Below are 16,457 nucleotides of genomic sequence, written 5' to 3' on the forward strand. Positions count from 1 at the left end.
GTACTTCGAGGGCGGCGTTCCACCGCGTCCGCTCCGCACCGAGGAGAAGAACCACTGGGCAAGCGACAGCCCGAAGGCCCGCCGCCCGCACCGGCAGTGCAGCGCATCCGACTGCGCTACACCAAGCGCGGCCGCCTCCGGTTCACCAGCCATCGAGACTTCCAGCGTGCCTTCGAGCGGGCGCTGCGCCGCTCCGAGGTGCCCATGGCCTACTCGGCGGGCTTCACCCCGCACCCCAAGGTGTCGTACGCCAACGCCGCACCCACCGGCACGGGCAGCGAGGCCGAGTTCCTCGAGATCGCTCTCACCGAGGCCCGAGACCCGGGCACCCTGCGGGAGCTGCTCAACGACTCGCTGCCGGACGGCCTCGACATCACCGACGCCGTCGAGGCCCGCACCTCGGGCCTCGCCGACCGGCTCACCGCCTCCATCTGGGAGATGCGGCTGAACGGGGTCGCCGTGGAGGACGCCGAGAAGGCGGTCGCCGCCTTCAACGCGGCCGAGACCGTCGAGGTCGAGCGCCGTACGAAGAACGGCATGCGGAGCTTCGACGCACGGTCCGCCGTCGTCGACCTGCAGGCCCTTGATCATCAGCCTGATAGGCCCGGGGACACGGCCTGTGCGATACTGCGGCTGGTTGTTCGGCACGTGACACCTGCCGTTCGGCCTGACGACGTCCTGTCCGGTCTCCGCGTTGTGGCCGACCTGGCGCCGCCGGTCCCCGCAGCGGTGACCAGGCTGGCGCAGGGGCTCTTCGACGAGGAGTCCGGCACGGTGACCGACCCGCTCGCGCCTGACCGCGAGGCAGCCCCGGCCGTTCTACCCACGGCCACCGGGACCGCCGTCGCGACGACGCCTGAAGGTGCAGGTTCCGCGTAAGGCGGTCGTTGTAGCGCAGCCCTCGGACTCGGGAGCCACCTGGGCCGGGCCGCGCGCTGACCCATAAGACTTTCGCCAGGCCGTACGCACACCGCGTAGGGAACCGGCGAGCCAGACATTCAGCCCCCGTGCGGCGCCCGCGCCCCGGACGGCGGTACCGCGTACACCAGGCGGACCGTGCCGGACCGGAATCAGGCGCGGCGCCCGGGGGCCCGACGGGAGAACCGCCCGCATGCCTCAGCCCACCGAACCCGGCACGGCCGGGAACGCAGAAGACAACAACACCCCCGGGGACAAGCTGCCGCCGCGCCGCAGGCGCCGCGCGGCATCCCGCCCGGCCGGCCCGCCCACCTCGGGCGCACAGGCCGGAGCCGAGGCTTCGGCCATACCGGCCGTTGACGCCGGAGAGTCGGAAGCCAGCACCGAGAACACCACCGAGGCCGCGCCGCCCGTCCGGGCGCGCCGCCGCGCCGTCCGCAAGGCGACCGCCCCCGCCGGTGCGCCGCAGGCCGCCGAGACCGTGGAGGTCGTGGAGCCGGTCGTAGCGGTCGCGGCGCCGGTCGAGGAGGAGCCCGTGGAGCCGGTCGAGGCGCCGCGTGCGCGTCGTCGTGCCTCCCGTAAGGCAACCGCCCCCGCCGGTGCGCCGCAGGCCGCCGAGGCCGTGGAGCCGGTCGTGACCGCCGCGCCGGTCGAGGAGGAGCCCGTGGAGCCGGTCGAGGCGCCGCGTGCGCGTCGTCGTGCCTCCCGTAAGGCGACCGCGCCCGCCGGTGCCCCGCAGGCCGCCGAGGTGGCCGAGATCGTCGAGGAGGCCGTCGCGGCCGAGGCCGTCGAGCCCACCGCGGCCGAGCCCGTCGTCACCGAGGCGCCGCGTGGCCGTACCCGGCGCAGGGCCTCCGCCCCCGCCGGTGCGCCGCAGGCCGCCAGGACCGAAGCCGCCGCCGAGCCGGTCGCGGCGCCGGCCGAGGAAGAGGCCCCGGCCGCAGCCGAGGAAGAGGCCGCGCCGGCCGAGGCCCCGCGTGGCCGTCGTCGTGCGTCCCGCAAGGCGACCTCCCCCGCGGGTTCCCCGCAGGTGACGGAGGCCGCCGAGGCCCAGACGGGTGAGAGCCTGCCCGAGGCAGCGGTGGAGGAGCTGGCCGCCGAGACCGTCGAGGTCGAGGAGGCCGCCCCGCGCGGGCGTCAGCGCCGCCGGGCCACCGCCGCCGCGGGCCGCCCCGAGTTCACGGGCAAGGTCGAGGAGCCCGCCCGCAAGAGCCGCGGGGCGACGCGCCCCGCCGTCGCCGTGTTCCAGGCGCCGGTCTTCGCCGAGCCGATGTTCCAGACCCCGGAGACGGCCGCGGCCGCCGCCGCGGCGCAGCCTTCCGCCTCGATCGAGGAGGAGCCCGAGGACGCGACCGTGACGGTGGAGGAGCAGGCCGCCCCCGCCGAGACGGCCGCCCCCGCCGAGTCCGCGCCGCAGGGTGGTTCGCGCCGTCGTCGCCGCCGTCGCGGTGAGGCCGCTGAGGTCGAGTCCGTCGCCGCACCGGCCGCCGCCCCGGTTCAGGAGCAGGCCGAGGACGAGGACGAGCCCTCGAACGAGAGTGACGCCGAGCAGGACGGGGAGGAGACCGACGAGTACGGCGACCGCCCGTCGCGCCGTCGCCGTCGCGGTGGCCGTCGCCGCCGTCGTGGCGATTCCGCCGAGGACGACGCCGCCGAGCAGCACGCGGACGATGCCGCCGAGCGTTCCGACGACGAGCCCGAGCGTGCTCAGGAGTCCGAGGACGAGGGCGACGACGAGGACGACCACGACTCCGCTTCCGGATCCAGCAGCAGCCGTCGGCGCCGTCGCCGTCGTCGTCGCAGCGGTGACTCCTCGTCCGACGCCGAGAACGGCACGGACGACCCGGAGCGCACGGTCGTCAAGGTCCGCGAACCGCGTAAGAAGGAAGCCGAGCGTGAGCCCGGCACCGGCTTCGACGAGGTCCAGTCCATCAAGGGCTCGACCCGTATGGAGGCCAAGAAGCAGCGCCGCCGCGAGGGCCGCGAGCAGGGCCGCCGCCGGGTGCCGATCATCACCGAGGCGGAGTTCCTCGCCCGTCGCGAGGCAGTCGAGCGCGTGATGGTCGTCCGCCAGAACGGCGAGCGCACCCAGATCGGCGTCCTCGAGGACGACGTGCTCGTCGAGCACTACGTCAACAAGGAGCAGGCCAGCAGCTACGTCGGCAACGTCTACCTGGGCAAGGTCCAGAACGTCCTGCCGTCCATGGAGGCCGCCTTCGTCGACATCGGCAAGGGCCGCAACGCCGTCCTGTACGCAGGCGAGGTCAACTTCGAGGCGCTCGGCATGGCCCACGGGCCGCGCCGCATCGAGACCGCGCTCAAGTCCGGCCAGTCCGTCCTCGTCCAGGTGACGAAGGACCCGATCGGCCACAAGGGTGCCCGCCTGACCAGCCAGGTCTCGCTGCCCGGCCGCTACCTGGTCTACGTGCCCGAGGGCTCGATGACGGGGATCAGCCGCAAGCTGCCCGACACCGAGCGCGCCCGGCTCAAGACCATCCTCAAGAAGATCGTCCCCGAGGACGCGGGCGTCATCGTCCGTACCGCCGCGGAGGGCGCGAGCGAGGACGAGCTGCGCCGCGACGTCGAGCGGCTGCAGCAGCAGTGGGAGGACATCCAGAAGAAGTCGAAGAGCAGCGGCAGCTCCAACGCGCCGACGCTGCTCTACGGCGAGCCGGACATGACGGTCCGGGTCGTGCGCGACATCTTCAACGAGGACTTCTCCAAGGTCATCGTGAGCGGTGACGACGCGTGGGAGACGATCTACGGTTACGTCTCGCACGTGGCGCCCGACCTGACGGACCGGCTGTCGCGGTGGACCTCCGAGGTCGACATCTTCGCGACGTACCGGATCGACGAGCAGCTCATGAAGGCGCTGGACCGCAAGGTCTACCTGCCGAGCGGCGGCTCGCTGGTGATCGACAAGACCGAGGCGATGGTCGTCGTCGACGTCAACACCGGCAAGTTCACCGGTCAGGGCGGCAACCTCGAGGAGACGGTCACCAAGAACAACCTGGAGGCGGCCGAGGAGATCGTGCGTCAGCTGCGGCTGCGCGACCTCGGTGGCATCGTCGTCGTCGACTTCATCGACATGGTGCTGGAGTCCAACCGGGACCTGGTGCTGCGGCGTCTGCTGGAGTGCCTGGGACGCGACCGTACGAAGCACCAGGTCGCCGAGGTCACCTCGCTGGGCCTGGTCCAGATGACCCGCAAGCGGGTCGGTCAGGGTCTGCTGGAGTCCTTCTCCGAGACCTGCGTCCACTGCAACGGGCGCGGCGTGATCGTGCACATGGAGCAGCCCACCTCGGTCGGTGGTGGTGGCGGCAAGCGGTCGAAGAAGCGCCGCGGCGGTTCCGGCCAGGACCACGAGCACGAGCACGGTCACGAGCACGAGCAGGACCACGAGGCCGAGACCGAGGCCGAGGTGGCCGCGGAGGTCGCCGCCCCGCTGGCGCTCCCCGAGCCGGAGTTCGTCCCGGACGAGGAGCTGTACAGCAGCCCGGCCGAGGCCGAGGCGGCAGCCGGGCGTGGCCGTGGCCGTCGCCGGGCCACCCGTAAGGCGACGGCCCCGGCCGGTGCCCCGAGGTCCGCGTCCGCCCCGGCCCCGGTGGCCGAGCCGGTCGTGGCGCCGGAGCCCGTGGTGGAGCCCGAGCCGGTTGCCGAGACCCCGGTCGCCGAGGCTCAGGCCGAGGCCCCGCAGGGCCGTACGCGCCGTCGGGCGACCCGGAAGGCGACCGCCCCGGCGGGTTCGCCGGCCCCGGCCGCCGAGCCTGTCCCGGTCGTCGAGCCCACCCCGGCCGCCGAGTCCGCCGCCGTCGCCGAGGAGCCGGTGTCCGACGCCGACCCGGTCGCCGCGGAGGACCCGGTCGTCGAGGCGCCGCCCGTCGAGGCTCCCGCCGAGGAGCCTGCCGCACCGCCGCGTGCCCGGCGCCGGGCGACCCGCAAGGCCACCGCGCCCGCGGGTTCCCCCGCAGGCGCCGAGGACGCCGAGGTCGTCGTGGTGACGGCCGCCGAGCCGGAGTCCGCCACGGGCGAGTCCGAGACCGAGGCCGAAACGGCACCGGCCAAGAAGGCGGCCCGCAAGACCGCGAAGAAGGTCACGGCCAAGAAGGCGGCCGTCAAGAAGACGGCGGCCAAGAAGACCGTCGCGAAGAAGACGACGGCCAAGAAGGCGGCGGCGAAGAAGACGGTGGCGGCCGAGCAGTCGTCGACCACCGTCACGGCGTCGGCCGACGAGGTCTGACCCACCTCGCACCGCGCGCGACGCAGTCGGGCCGGTCCCTCCCCGGGGCCGGCCGGCTGCGTTCCTGCGCCCGGCCGGCCCCGCACCCTGACACGAAAGCGCTCCGTACATGCACAAGATCCAGAAGGCAGTCATACCTGCCGCCGGGCTCGGAACCCGGTTCCTGCCGGCGACGAAGGCGACTCCCAAGGAGATGCTGCCGGTCGTCGACAAGCCGGCCATCCAGTACGTCGTGGAGGAGGCCGCCGCCGCGGGACTGAACGACGTGCTGATGATCACCGGGCGCAACAAGCGCGCCCTGGAGGACCACTTCGACCGGAACTACGAGCTGGAGTCGGCGCTCACCCGCAAGGGCGACGACGAACGGCTGGTCCGGGTCCAGGAGTCCAGCGAACTGGCGACCATGCACTACGTCCGCCAGGGCGACCCGAGGGGCCTCGGCCACGCGGTCCTGTGCGCCGAACCGCATGTGGGCGACGAGCCGTTCGCGGTCCTGCTCGGCGACGACCTGATCGACCCGCGCGACCCGTTGCTGGCCCGCATGGCCGAGATCCAGGAGCGCGAGGGCGGCAGCGTCGTCGCGCTGATGGAGGTCGCGCCCGACCAGATCCACCTGTACGGATGCGCCGCGGTGGAGTCCACGCCCGAGGACGACGTCGTCCGGGTCACCGGACTGGTCGAGAAGCCGGACGCCGGCGACGCCCCCAGCAGTCTCGCGGTCATCGGACGGTACGTCCTGGACCCGGCCGTCTTCGGGGTGCTCCGGGAGACCGAACCGGGCCGGGGCGGCGAGATCCAGCTGACCGACGCGCTGCAGCAACTGGCCGCCGACGAGAAGATCGGCGGTCCGGTGCACGGCGTCGTCTTCCGCGGCCGCCGCTACGACACCGGCGACCGCGGCGCCTACCTGCGGGCCATCGTCCGGCTCGCCTGCGAGCGCGAGGACCTGGGCCCGGACTTCCGGACCTGGCTGCGCGAGTTCGTGGCCACCGAGCTCTGAGCGCCCGCCCCGCACCCACCCCAAGACCCCCCAGCCCACCCGGGACATCCGCACCACGGACCAAGGAGAACCTCATGATCGGCATGATTCTGGCGGCCGGCGCAGGCCGTCGTCTGCGCCCCTACACCGACACGCTTCCCAAGGCCCTGGTGCCGGTCGGTCCCGAGGGGAACGAGGAGAGCCTGACCGTCGTCGACCTGACGCTCGGCAACTTCGCCGAGGTCGGTCTGACCGACGTCGCGATCATCGTGGGCTACCGCAAGGAGGCCCTGTACGAGCGCAAGGCCGCCCTTGAGGCGAAGTACGGCGTCACCCTCACGCTGATCGACAACGACAAGGCCGAGGAGTGGAACAACGCCTACTCCCTCTGGTGCGGCCGTGACGCCCTCAAGGACGGCGTGATCCTCGCCAACGGCGACACCGTGCACCCCGTCTCCGTCGAGAAGACGCTGCTCGCCGCCCGCGGAGAGGGCAAGAAGATCATCCTCGCCCTCGACACGGTGAAGCAGCTGGCCGACGAGGAGATGAAGGTCGTCGTCGACCCGGAGAAGGGCGTTCAGCGGATCACGAAGCTGATGGACCCCTCCGAGGCCACCGGCGAGTACATCGGTGTCACGCTCATCGAGGGCGACGCTGCCGAGGAGCTGGCCGACGCGCTGAAGACGACGTATCTGCGCGACCCGGACCTCTACTACGAGGACGGCTACCAGGAGCTCGTCAACCGGGGCTTCAAGATCGACGTGGAGCCGATCGGCGACATCAAGTGGGTCGAGATCGACAACCACGAGGACCTGGCCAAGGGGAGGACCATCGCGTGCCAGTACTGACCCGGCTGATCCCCGCACCGGTCGTCGTCGACATCCGGGCCGGCGCTCTGGCCGACCTGGCGGGCGTCCTCGCCGATCAGCGGATCTCCGGCTCGGGCAAACTGGCCGTCGCGATCAGCGGGGGTTCCGGCCGGGCGCTGCGGGAGCGGCTCTCGGACAGCCTGCCGGGTGCTTCCTGGTTCGAGGTGGGCGGCGGCACGCTGGACGATGCCGTCAAGCTCGCCGAGGCCATGAAGTCCGGCCGGTACGACGCCGTCGTCGGTCTCGGTGGCGGCAAGATCATCGACTGTGCGAAGTTCGCCGCCGCGCGCGTCGGGCTGCCGCTGGTCGCCGTGGCGACGAACCTGTCGCACGACGGTCTGTGCTCGCCGGTGGCCACGCTGGACAACGACGCGGGCCGCGGCTCGTACGGTGTCCCGAACCCGATCGCCGTCGTGATCGACCTCGACGTCATCCGTGAGGCCCCGGTCCGCTTCGTGCGGTCCGGGATCGGTGACGCGCTCTCGAACATCTCCGCCGTGGCGGACTGGGAGCTGGCCCACCGGGTCAACGGCGAGGACATCGACGGCTTGGCCGCCGCGATGGCCCGGCAGGCCGGGGAGGCGGTGCTGCGCCACCCCGGGGCCCTGGGGGACGACAGCTTCCTCCAGGTGCTCGCCGAGGGGCTGGTGCTGACCGGCATCTCGATGTCGGTGGCGGGGGACAGCCGTCCCGCCTCCGGTGCGTGCCACGAGATCAACCACGCCTTCGACCTGCTCTTCCCCAAGCGCGCGGCGAGCCACGGGGAGCAGTGCGGTCTGGGCGCGGCGTTCGCGATGCACCTGCGCGGCGCGCACCGGGAGTCCGTACGGATGACCGAGGCGCTGCGGCGCCACGGTCTGCCGGTCACCGCGGAGGACATCGGGTTCAGCGCGGAAGAGTTCGTCCAGGTGGTCGAGTTCGCCCCCCGGACCAGGCCGGGCCGCTACACGATCCTGGAACACCTGAACCTGTCCACGGACCGGATCAGGGACGCCTACGCCGACTACGTCAGGGCCACCGGGGCCTGAAACCGGGGCGGGGGAACGGGGGCCGGTTTGACCCGGCTGTCCAGGGCCCCGTAATCTTGACCGTCGGCGTTTGTTCGCCACACCTCTGAGCACTGACCTCCCGCTCGTACGGGAGAGGCCGCTCGTCCAATCCGGATCGTCACGGGTCTCCGGACCCGTGTGAGCGGCTGGCATCAGGGGTTTCCGTCTTCGAGTGAGAGTGAGATCCGCGTGTACGCCATCGTGCGCAGCGGTGGTCGCCAGCACAAGGTTGCTGTCGGCGACATCGTTGAGGTTGACAAGATTCCCACCGCCAAGGTTGGCGACACGGTAGAGCTCTCTACCCTGCTCGTTGTCGACGGCGACGCCGTGACCAGCGACCCGTGGGTGCTTGACGGCATCAAGGTCCAGGCCGAGATTGTGGACCACCACAAGGGCGCGAAGATCGACATCCTTCGCTACAAGAACAAGACCGGCTACCGCCGTCGCCAGGGTCACCGCCAGCAGTACACGGCGATCAAGGTCACCGGTATCCCCGCGGCTGCGAAGTAAGGGACTGAGGAGACATGGCACACAAGAAGGGCGCATCGTCCACCCGGAACGGGCGCGATTCCAATGCTCAGCGGCTCGGCGTGAAGCGCTTCGGCGGTCAGGCCGTCAACGCCGGTGAGATCCTGGTCCGCCAGCGCGGCACCCACTTCCACCCGGGCACGGGCGTCGGCCGTGGCGGCGACGACACGCTGTTCGCCCTCGCCGCCGGTGCGGTCGAGTTCGGCACGCACCGCGGCCGCAAGGTCGTGAACATCGTTCCGATCGCCGGCTGATTTTCGGCGCTCGTCGAGCGGTATGACGTGGAGGCGGACCTCACTTCCTGTTACGGGAAGTGGGTCCGCCTTTCGCGTGTTGCTCCTACAGGGGCGCACGAGCGAGACATTTCTGCACGTATGTAACTGGAGGTTCCACCCATGACCACCTTCGTGGACCGCGTCGAACTGCATGTCGCCGCGGGTAACGGAGGCCACGGCTGTGCCTCCGTTCACCGTGAGAAGTTCAAGCCGCTCGGCGGCCCGGACGGCGGTAACGGCGGCCGTGGCGGCGACGTGACCCTGATCGTCGATCAGGCGGTCACCACGCTCCTCGACTACCACCACCACCCCCACCGCAAGGCCACCAACGGCCAGCCCGGCGCGGGCGACAACCGCACCGGCAAGGAGGGCCAGGACCTGGTCCTGCCCGTGCCGGACGGCACTGTCGTCCTCGACGGCGCGGGCAACGTCCTGGCCGACCTCGTCGGTCAGGGCACCATGTTCGTCGCAGGCCAGGGCGGCCGCGGCGGCCTCGGCAACGGCGCGCTGGCCTCGGCCCGGCGCAAGGCCCCCGGCTTCGCGCTGCTCGGCGAGCCCGGTGAGGCCCGGGACATCGTCCTGGAGCTGAAGACCGTCGCCGATGTCGCGCTCGTCGGCTACCCGAGCGCGGGCAAGTCCTCGCTGATCTCGGTCCTGTCGGCCGCCAAGCCGAAGATCGCCGACTACCCGTTCACGACCCTCGTGCCGAACCTGGGCGTGGTCACCGCGGGCAGCACCGTCTACACCATCGCCGACGTCCCGGGCCTGATCCCGGGCGCCAGCCAGGGCAAGGGCCTCGGCCTGGAGTTCCTGCGGCACGTCGAGCGCTGCTCGGTCCTCGTACACGTACTGGACACGGCGACGCTGGAGTCCGACCGTGACCCGGTCTCCGACCTCGACATGATCGAGGAAGAGCTGGGGCTCTACGGGGGTCTGGACGACCGGCCCCGCATCGTCGTCCTGAACAAGATCGACATCCCGGACGGCCAGGACCTCGCGGACATGATCCGCCCGGAGCTGGAAGCCCGCGGCTACCGCGTCTTCGAGGCGTCGGCGGTCGCCCGTACCGGCCTCAAGGAGCTCTCCTTCGCGCTGGCCGGCGTCATCGCCGAGGCGCGTGCCGCCAAGCCGGTGGAGGAGGCGACCCGTATCGTCATCCGGCCCAAGGCCGTGGACGACGCCGGCTTCACCGTGAAGCTGGAGGACGACGGCATCTACCGGGTGCGCGGCGAGAAGCCGGAGCGCTGGGTGCGCCAGACCGACTTCAACAACGACGAGGCCGTCGGCTACCTCGCGGACCGGCTGAACCGGCTCGGGGTCGAGGACGCGCTGCGCAAGGCCGGGGCCACGGCCGGTGACGGTGTGGCCATCGGCGCCGAGGACAACGCCGTGGTCTTCGACTGGGAGCCGACGGTGACGGCCGGTGCGGAGATGCTCGGCCGCCGCGGTGAGGACCACCGTCTGGAGGAGCCGCGTCCGGCGGCTCAGCGTCGTCGTGACCGCGAGGACGAGCGCGACGACGTCAGCAAGGAGTACCAGGAGTTCGATCCGTTCGCGTAGAGCGGGTGTGTGAGGGGCGTGTCCCCGTACCGGGAGGCCCGGTACGGGGACACGCCCCTTCTCCGCTGCCGGGGCAGGGTCCTGCTGCTCCGGGCCCTTCATCGCGTGCGTGTGTGCATGTGAACTGATGCCGGGTGCGATCACCGTGCCCGGTACGCTAGATTAACGAGTTCGATAAAATTTCACTCCGTGCACAACCCTGTGCCTCTCCTGTCCGTCTCTCTTGTGCGGGGACAGGGCTTGCCCTCGCACAGTCCAGGGGGCAGTGGCAGCGTGGAGCACGTCACGCGAGGCCGCCCGGGGATCGCCGCGCGTAGCGGCCCAGCCGAAAGACGCAAGTGAAGATTTCATTTCTGGTGCGCGACCTCTGCCACATGGGCGGAGTGGTCAGCGCGACGCAGAATCTGGCGGGTGCGCTCGCCGCCCGGCACGAGGTAGAGATCATCGCGCTCCGCAAGGTACGGGACGAGTCATATTTCCCGCTCGACCCGCGGGTCTCCGTGCGTGCTCTGACCGATCTGCGCAAGCACTCGCCGACATCGGATCTGGACGATCCGCTGATCGAGGTCTTCCCCAAGGTCTACCCGGTCGACCCGGCCGAGAAGAAGCCGGTCGTCAGTCGACTGGCAGAGCTGCGGCTGCTCGAATTCCTCGCGACCACGGACTCCGACGTCGTGGTGAGCTCCAGCCCGCGGAACACGATCATGCTGTCGTACGCCGAGGGCGACTACCTGCGGGTCACGCAGGAGCACTCGATGCCCTCGATCTACGCGAAGTACTACCAGGGCCGGCTGTTCAAGGCGTACCACTCGCTGGACGCGCTCACCGCGCTCACGCCGGAAGAGGTGGTGAGCATCGGCAAGCAGGTTCCCGGGGTGCGCAACCGCCTGGCCGTCATGCCGAACTGTGTTCCCGCCGCTCCCGTGCAGTCCAAGAGCACCAACAAGGTCATCATCGCGGCGGGCCTCCTCAAGGAGAACAAGAACTTCGCGGCGGTCGTCGACGCCTTCGCCACGGTGGTCGCCAAGCGCCCCGACTGGCGGCTGCGGATCTACGGGGGAGGCACCGAGAAGGCCAATCTGCGCAAGCAGATCGAGAGGCTCGGCCTGCACAACACCGTGACGCTGATGGGACCGGCAGCCCCGGTCGCGCCGGAGTTCAGCAAGGGCTCGATCTTCGTGCTCCCCTCCAAGCGGGAGGCGTTCGGTAATGTGATCGTCGAGGCGATGGCGGCGGGCCTCCCCGTCGTCAGCACCGACGCCGACCACGGCCCGCGCAACATCATCACCCACGGCGAGGACGGGCTCATCGTCCCGCGCGGCGACACCGGCGCGATGGCAGACGCCATCCTCGAACTCGTCGAGGACGACGAGCGCCGCAAGCGTATGGGCGAGGCGGCGGTGCGCAACGCCGAGCGCTTCCACGAACCGGCCAGCTGTGCGCGCTTCGAGGCGATCCTGCACGACGCGTCCGCCCGCCGGGCGCTGCCCAAGACCGCCACGGCACAGGTGGACCCACAGGGCTCGGTCCGCATCGAGGTCGGTACGTTGCCCGCGGAGGCCCACGGCGCCGAGATCGCCTGCCGCCGGGTCGGGCGCAACCCGGCCGAGGAGCGGTTCGTGATCGCGCCCGACGGCAGCACGGTGGTGCCCTGGCACGACGGGCTGCCCGAGGGAACCTGGGAACTGTCCGTGTGCACCCCGGACGGCAACGAGGTCCCGCTCACGGTGGACGGCTACGGCTGCGACGTACGCGATCTGCTCAATGTCTCGCTGCCCCGGGAAAACGGCGCTCCGGCGCTGGAACTGCTGCTCCCGCACCGGGGTGAGATGGACCGTCTGCGGATCCGCAGCGTGGTGCGGAACGCCCATGTGGAGGTCGAGGCGCTCGCGGTCGACACCGGGACCATCGACGTGGAAGCCGCTGCTTGGGGCGTGACCCTCGGCCCGGGAGCGGTACTGGAGGCCGTGCACCGCAAGGACAAGGACCGGGTGCTGTCGTTCCCGGCAGTGGCCCTCGAAGGCCACCGGGTCACCGCCCCGGTCGACTGCGCCGCGCTGGTGGCCGAGCACGAGGGGCCCGAGCAGATCTGGGACGTGTGGGTGCGCCCGGCCGCGGGCGCGGACCGCGTCCAGGTCGGCAAGCTCGCCACCGACGTCCTGGCGCCCATAGGGGTGTTCACCTTCCCGCGGCCGGTGATCCGGATCCTGCCCGAGCCCAGTAGGACGCTCCTGGCGAAGGTGGGGCGCCGGGTGACCCGAACGCTGAACGGTGGCAAGCCGGCGCCGCGCCCGGTCTCGAAGATCGAGATCCGGCCGTACTACACGGCTCTGTCGCAGCTCGCCTTCAAGACGGTGGACATCGAGCCGTAGGGCGGCGCATACGCCGAAGGGGCGGGCCCGGAGAGCAGCTCTCCGGGCCCGCCCCTTCGGCGTATGCGGCTAGTTCTCTCCGGTGAGTTCCGTCGCCTGCTCGATCATGCGGTCCACGACGCGCTTCGAGGCCTGTCCGTCGTCCAGATCGCAGAACAGGTGGTGGAAGCGGTCGAAGCGCTCGCCGTACTCGGGCCACACCGCGTCGATGTCGCGGATCGAGTCGATCAGCTCGGAGGACGTACGGACCAGCGGGCCGGGCGAGTCCTTCTCGAAGTCGAAGTAGAACCCGCGCAGCGTGTCGCGGTAGTGCTCCAGGTCGTACGTGAAGAAGAGCATCGGCCGCTTGAGGTGGGCGTAGTCGAACATCACGGACGAGTAGTCGGTGATCATGATGTCCGACGCCAGGTACAGATCGGCGATGTCCGGGTACTCGGAGACGTCCCAGACGAAGCCGTTACCGGCGCCCGGCACCTGGTCGACGACGTTGGAGTGGCGCCGGATCAGCAGAACGTGGTCGTCGCCGAGGCGGCGGCGGGCGTCCTCCAGGTCGAGCCGCAGGTCGAACGAGTACTGACCGGCCCGGTGCGACTGGTCGTCGCGCCACGTGGGTGCGTACAGAACGACCTTCTTGCCCTCGGGCAGTCCGATCCGCTTCTTGATCTCGTCGGCGAGCTTGACCCGCTCGTCGGAGTACAGGTAGTCGTTGCGCGGGTAACCGGCCTCCAGGATCTCGCCGTCGTACGAGAAGGCCCGCTTCAGGATCGGTGTGCTGAAGCGGTTGGAGGAGACGAGCATGCTCCAGTTCTTCGCTTCGAGTTCCAGACGCTTCTGGTACTCCTTGTCGAAGTGGAGCGTGTCGATGTCATGGCCGATCTTCTTCAGCATCGTGCCGTGCCAGGTCTGGACGATGACCTGCCCGGGACGCCGGACGACCCACTCGGGAAGGTGCGCGTTGGTCACGATGTACTTGCTGGAGGCCAGTGCGTCGAACCACTCGGTGCCCCACATCCGGACCTTCTCGGCCGTCGGCGGCAGCTCCACCTGACCGTCGCGGACCGCCCACAGGTGCTTGAGATCGGCACCCCGGCGCACCAGCTCCTCGTGCATGGCACGCGGGCTGTCCGAGTACTGCTTGCCGTTGTAGCTCAGGTAGAACACCTGGTCACGCAGCGGCTCCAGGCACTTGGCCTCGTACACATCACGGCGAAGCTGGGCCTGGCGGAACGGCCCGCGCTCCACATCGGCCAGCTCCGAACGGCAGTTGAGCTGCGGGAAGTCGTGCCAGCGGGCCTCGAGCCAGTACCGGCGGCCCTTCAGCGTGGTGTGCAGCGGGAACTGGTCCGAGGCGAGCCGGTCGATGACGAACTCGACGTCCGGACCGTCGGCCTGGCGGAGGTAGAAGTTCCACCGGCCCGCCTTGAGCGGGAGGGTGCCCTGGACGCCACCACCCAGCGTCGACGGGTCGAAAGCCGTCTCGTACGAGCCGTCGGCGGTCCAGCTGATCGGGACCAGCCGCTCGTCGAATCGGCCCTTCGCCTTCAGCAGCAGCTCGGAGCCGACCAGGTGCAGGGGGGCGTGACCGGACAGGACGAGCTTGCCGTCCCGCTCGGACACCTGGGTCATCACGGCACGCTCGGTCTGGCCGCGGAACTTGAGGTAGCCGTTGTGACCGGCGATGACCGCCAGCTCGTGACGACCCGACTGCCGGCCCATGCTCGCGGGCAGCGGGAAGCGCGCGTCCGAGATGCCCTCCTGGACGACAGGGCTCAGCCGGCGCGGTTCCGCGGTCTCGTCGGGGCCGGCGACCATCAGGGCGGTGGACCAGCTGCGGACCCGGGGCTGGGCATGACCCTCGGTGCTCTCTGCGGTGACCAGTGCCACCTCGGCGAGCGGCACCTCGACGCGGAACGCGCGGACGCCGTTCTGCTCGGGCTCGACGGTGACCGGGTAGCGCCGGACCTCACCGCTGGACTGGTTGGAGACCTGGAGGGTGACGGACTCGTCGCTCGCCAGCGCCGTCCGGATCTCCCCCCGGACCACGATCCGGTCGCCGTCCAGTTCCCTTCCGGTCACCAGCGCGTTGACCCGCTCGACGCGCAGCTTGAGCGCGGCGCCCTCGACGCTCGGAAGCATCCGGAAGTCTTTGTCGAGCCACTGGTAGGGCGGGAAGTTGGCGGCGCTGCCGCCGTTCGACTGGATGCCCCGCCGGCGCAGCAGACCGGAACTTGTGACGATCACGCCGATGTGCCAGATGCCCTCCTCCCACTGCCCGTTGCGGCGGAGCTTGGCGGGGTCGAACGAGAACTCCCAGCCGCACCAGTCGTAGTTGTAGCGCTTCTGCCAGGTGTCGGACGTCCGGCCCGGACGGAACACGTTCTTCGCCGGGAAGATCAGACGGCGGCGCGAGCCGCCCTTCTTGATCTGGATGAACTTGGCGGTGCTGCGCCGGTTCGGGATGTCGATCTTGTCTATCCAGGCGTCGCCGCTCAGCAGGAGCTTGCCCTGCTGCCACTCCACACCGACCAGCGGAGTCCTGAGCTCCAGGTCCTTGTCGATGCGCAGGGTCTTGCGGGAGAGCGTGACACCGCTGCGGTCCAGGGCCTTGAACCCGGCGTACTTGCGCAGGAAGCCGCTGACCTCGACCGGCTCACGGCGTCGCTGGTCGGCGAGGAGGTCGATCAGCTCGGAGATGGCGCCGCGGCGCACCAGCGCGTACTGCACGCGCAGTACGGCGGGAAGCTCGTCCAGGACGTGCGCGTCGACCTGGTCGAGGTAGCGGTTGGCGGCGATGAGGAAGGCCTCGTGGTACTCCGCGTCGCCGTCCGGCACGACGTTGAGGAAGATGCGCAGGTCGTCCCGGAGCACACGGGCGTCGTACTCCCGCTTGAACTGCGCCCACTTGGGGCCGGGGCGGTCGGCGAGGAACTGGGCCACGGTCTCACAGGCGGCGACCCGGTCGCGAACGCCCTGCGGGTCCGTGCGGCGCTGGGTGATCGACGGTGCGGCCTCGCCCTCGCGCAGCCGCCAGTAGTAGACGGGCTCGCCGATCAGGTCGATGGCGTCGGCCAGGTAGTGGGCGCGCAGCACCACGGCGCTGTCCTCGTAGAGCACGCCCTCGGGGAAGGTGAAGCCGTTCTTCTCCCAGAAGGTGCGCCGCCAGACCTTGTTGCACGAGATGCGGTCCGCGACGAGCTTCGGGTACTCGGAGATGTGCGTGCGCTTGCGGGCCTCGCCGGCCAGCATCTTCAGGAGCGGCACCTGCCAGGAGCGTTCGCCCTTGACGTGGAACACGTTGCCGGTGGCGAAGTCGGAGCCGGTGTCGTCGAGGCTGGCGACCATCATGCGGTAGCCGTCCGGCGGGATGACGTCGTCGCTGTCGAGGAAGGCGAAGTACTCGCTCTCCGGCGACATGTTGGCCAGACCCGCGTTACGGGCCGAGCCGAGGCCGCCGTTCTCCTTGGTCACCAGCCGGAAGCGCGGGTCGCGCTCGGCGTAGGCGGCGGCTATGGCCGCCGAGCCGTCGGTCGAGCCGTCGTCGACCATGACGACTTCGAGCTCGGTGAAGGTCTGAGCCTCCACCGAGTCGAGGCAGGCTTCGAGGTACGCCTCGACGTTGTACACGGGCACGATGACACTGAGCCGGGGGGTCATGTTTTTCGGCATT

Annotated in this window: 10 protein-coding genes; 9 read left to right on the top strand and 1 reads right to left on the bottom strand. The window is 70.5% G+C overall.

The window, feature by feature from the left end; translation table 11 throughout:
- Positions 1-96 precede the first annotated feature (96 nt).
- The 9 genes from ACFYPA_RS11415 (at position 97) to ACFYPA_RS11455 (ending at position 12,790) form a co-directional block, all read left to right on the top strand.
- On the top strand, positions 97-879 hold the full coding sequence (locus ACFYPA_RS11415; protein WP_359085174.1) for a TIGR03936 family radical SAM-associated protein: 783 nt from the start codon (positions 97-99) through the stop codon (positions 877-879).
- A 232-nt stretch (positions 880-1,111) separates the two neighbouring features.
- Positions 1,112-5,158: an Rne/Rng family ribonuclease gene (locus ACFYPA_RS11420; RefSeq protein WP_359085173.1), complete on the top strand. Its 4,047-nt coding sequence runs from the start codon at positions 1,112-1,114 to the stop codon at positions 5,156-5,158.
- Between the two features lie 109 nt (positions 5,159-5,267).
- Positions 5,268-6,158 carry a UTP--glucose-1-phosphate uridylyltransferase GalU gene (galU, locus tag ACFYPA_RS11425; RefSeq protein ID WP_359085172.1) on the top strand — a complete coding sequence of 297 codons (891 nt, stop codon included), beginning with the start codon at positions 5,268-5,270 and terminating at the stop codon, positions 6,156-6,158.
- 74 nt (positions 6,159-6,232) lie between these two features.
- The gene (locus ACFYPA_RS11430) at positions 6,233-6,985 is read left to right on the top strand and encodes a sugar phosphate nucleotidyltransferase (protein ID WP_389131264.1); all 753 of its coding nucleotides are present in this window, start codon (positions 6,233-6,235) and stop codon (positions 6,983-6,985) included.
- Complete coding sequence (locus ACFYPA_RS11435) at positions 6,973-8,034, top strand: iron-containing alcohol dehydrogenase family protein (protein ID WP_359085170.1); 1,062 nt, start codon at positions 6,973-6,975, stop codon at positions 8,032-8,034. Before ACFYPA_RS11430 ends, ACFYPA_RS11435 begins: the two co-directional genes overlap by 13 nt.
- 210 nt (positions 8,035-8,244) lie before the next feature.
- Positions 8,245-8,565: a 50S ribosomal protein L21 gene (gene rplU / locus ACFYPA_RS11440; protein ID WP_018551604.1), complete on the top strand. Its 321-nt coding sequence runs from the start codon at positions 8,245-8,247 to the stop codon at positions 8,563-8,565.
- A 14-nt stretch (positions 8,566-8,579) separates the two neighbouring features.
- Positions 8,580-8,837, top strand: a complete 258-nt coding sequence (gene rpmA / locus ACFYPA_RS11445) for a 50S ribosomal protein L27 (RefSeq protein WP_018103204.1) — start codon at positions 8,580-8,582, stop codon at positions 8,835-8,837.
- Between the two features lie 141 nt (positions 8,838-8,978).
- Positions 8,979-10,418, top strand: coding sequence for a GTPase ObgE (gene obgE, locus ACFYPA_RS11450; RefSeq protein WP_359085169.1), 1,440 nt, complete (start codon positions 8,979-8,981; stop codon positions 10,416-10,418).
- A gap of 338 nt (positions 10,419-10,756) precedes the next feature.
- Positions 10,757-12,790 carry a glycosyltransferase family 4 protein gene (locus ACFYPA_RS11455; RefSeq protein ID WP_359085168.1) on the top strand — a complete coding sequence of 678 codons (2,034 nt, stop codon included), beginning with the start codon at positions 10,757-10,759 and terminating at the stop codon, positions 12,788-12,790.
- 69 nt (positions 12,791-12,859) lie between these two features.
- Here ACFYPA_RS11455 and ACFYPA_RS11460 read toward each other — a convergent pair whose 3' ends face one another.
- A complete protein-coding gene (locus ACFYPA_RS11460) occupies positions 12,860-16,444 on the bottom strand; it encodes a CDP-glycerol glycerophosphotransferase family protein (RefSeq protein WP_359319575.1) in 3,585 nt (1,194 codons plus the stop codon).
- Positions 16,445-16,457 lie beyond the last annotated feature (13 nt).

The organism is Streptomyces sp. NPDC005775 (genome assembly GCF_042871565.1).
In the GTDB taxonomy this organism is placed as follows: Bacteria; Actinomycetota; Actinomycetes; order Streptomycetales; family Streptomycetaceae; genus Streptomyces.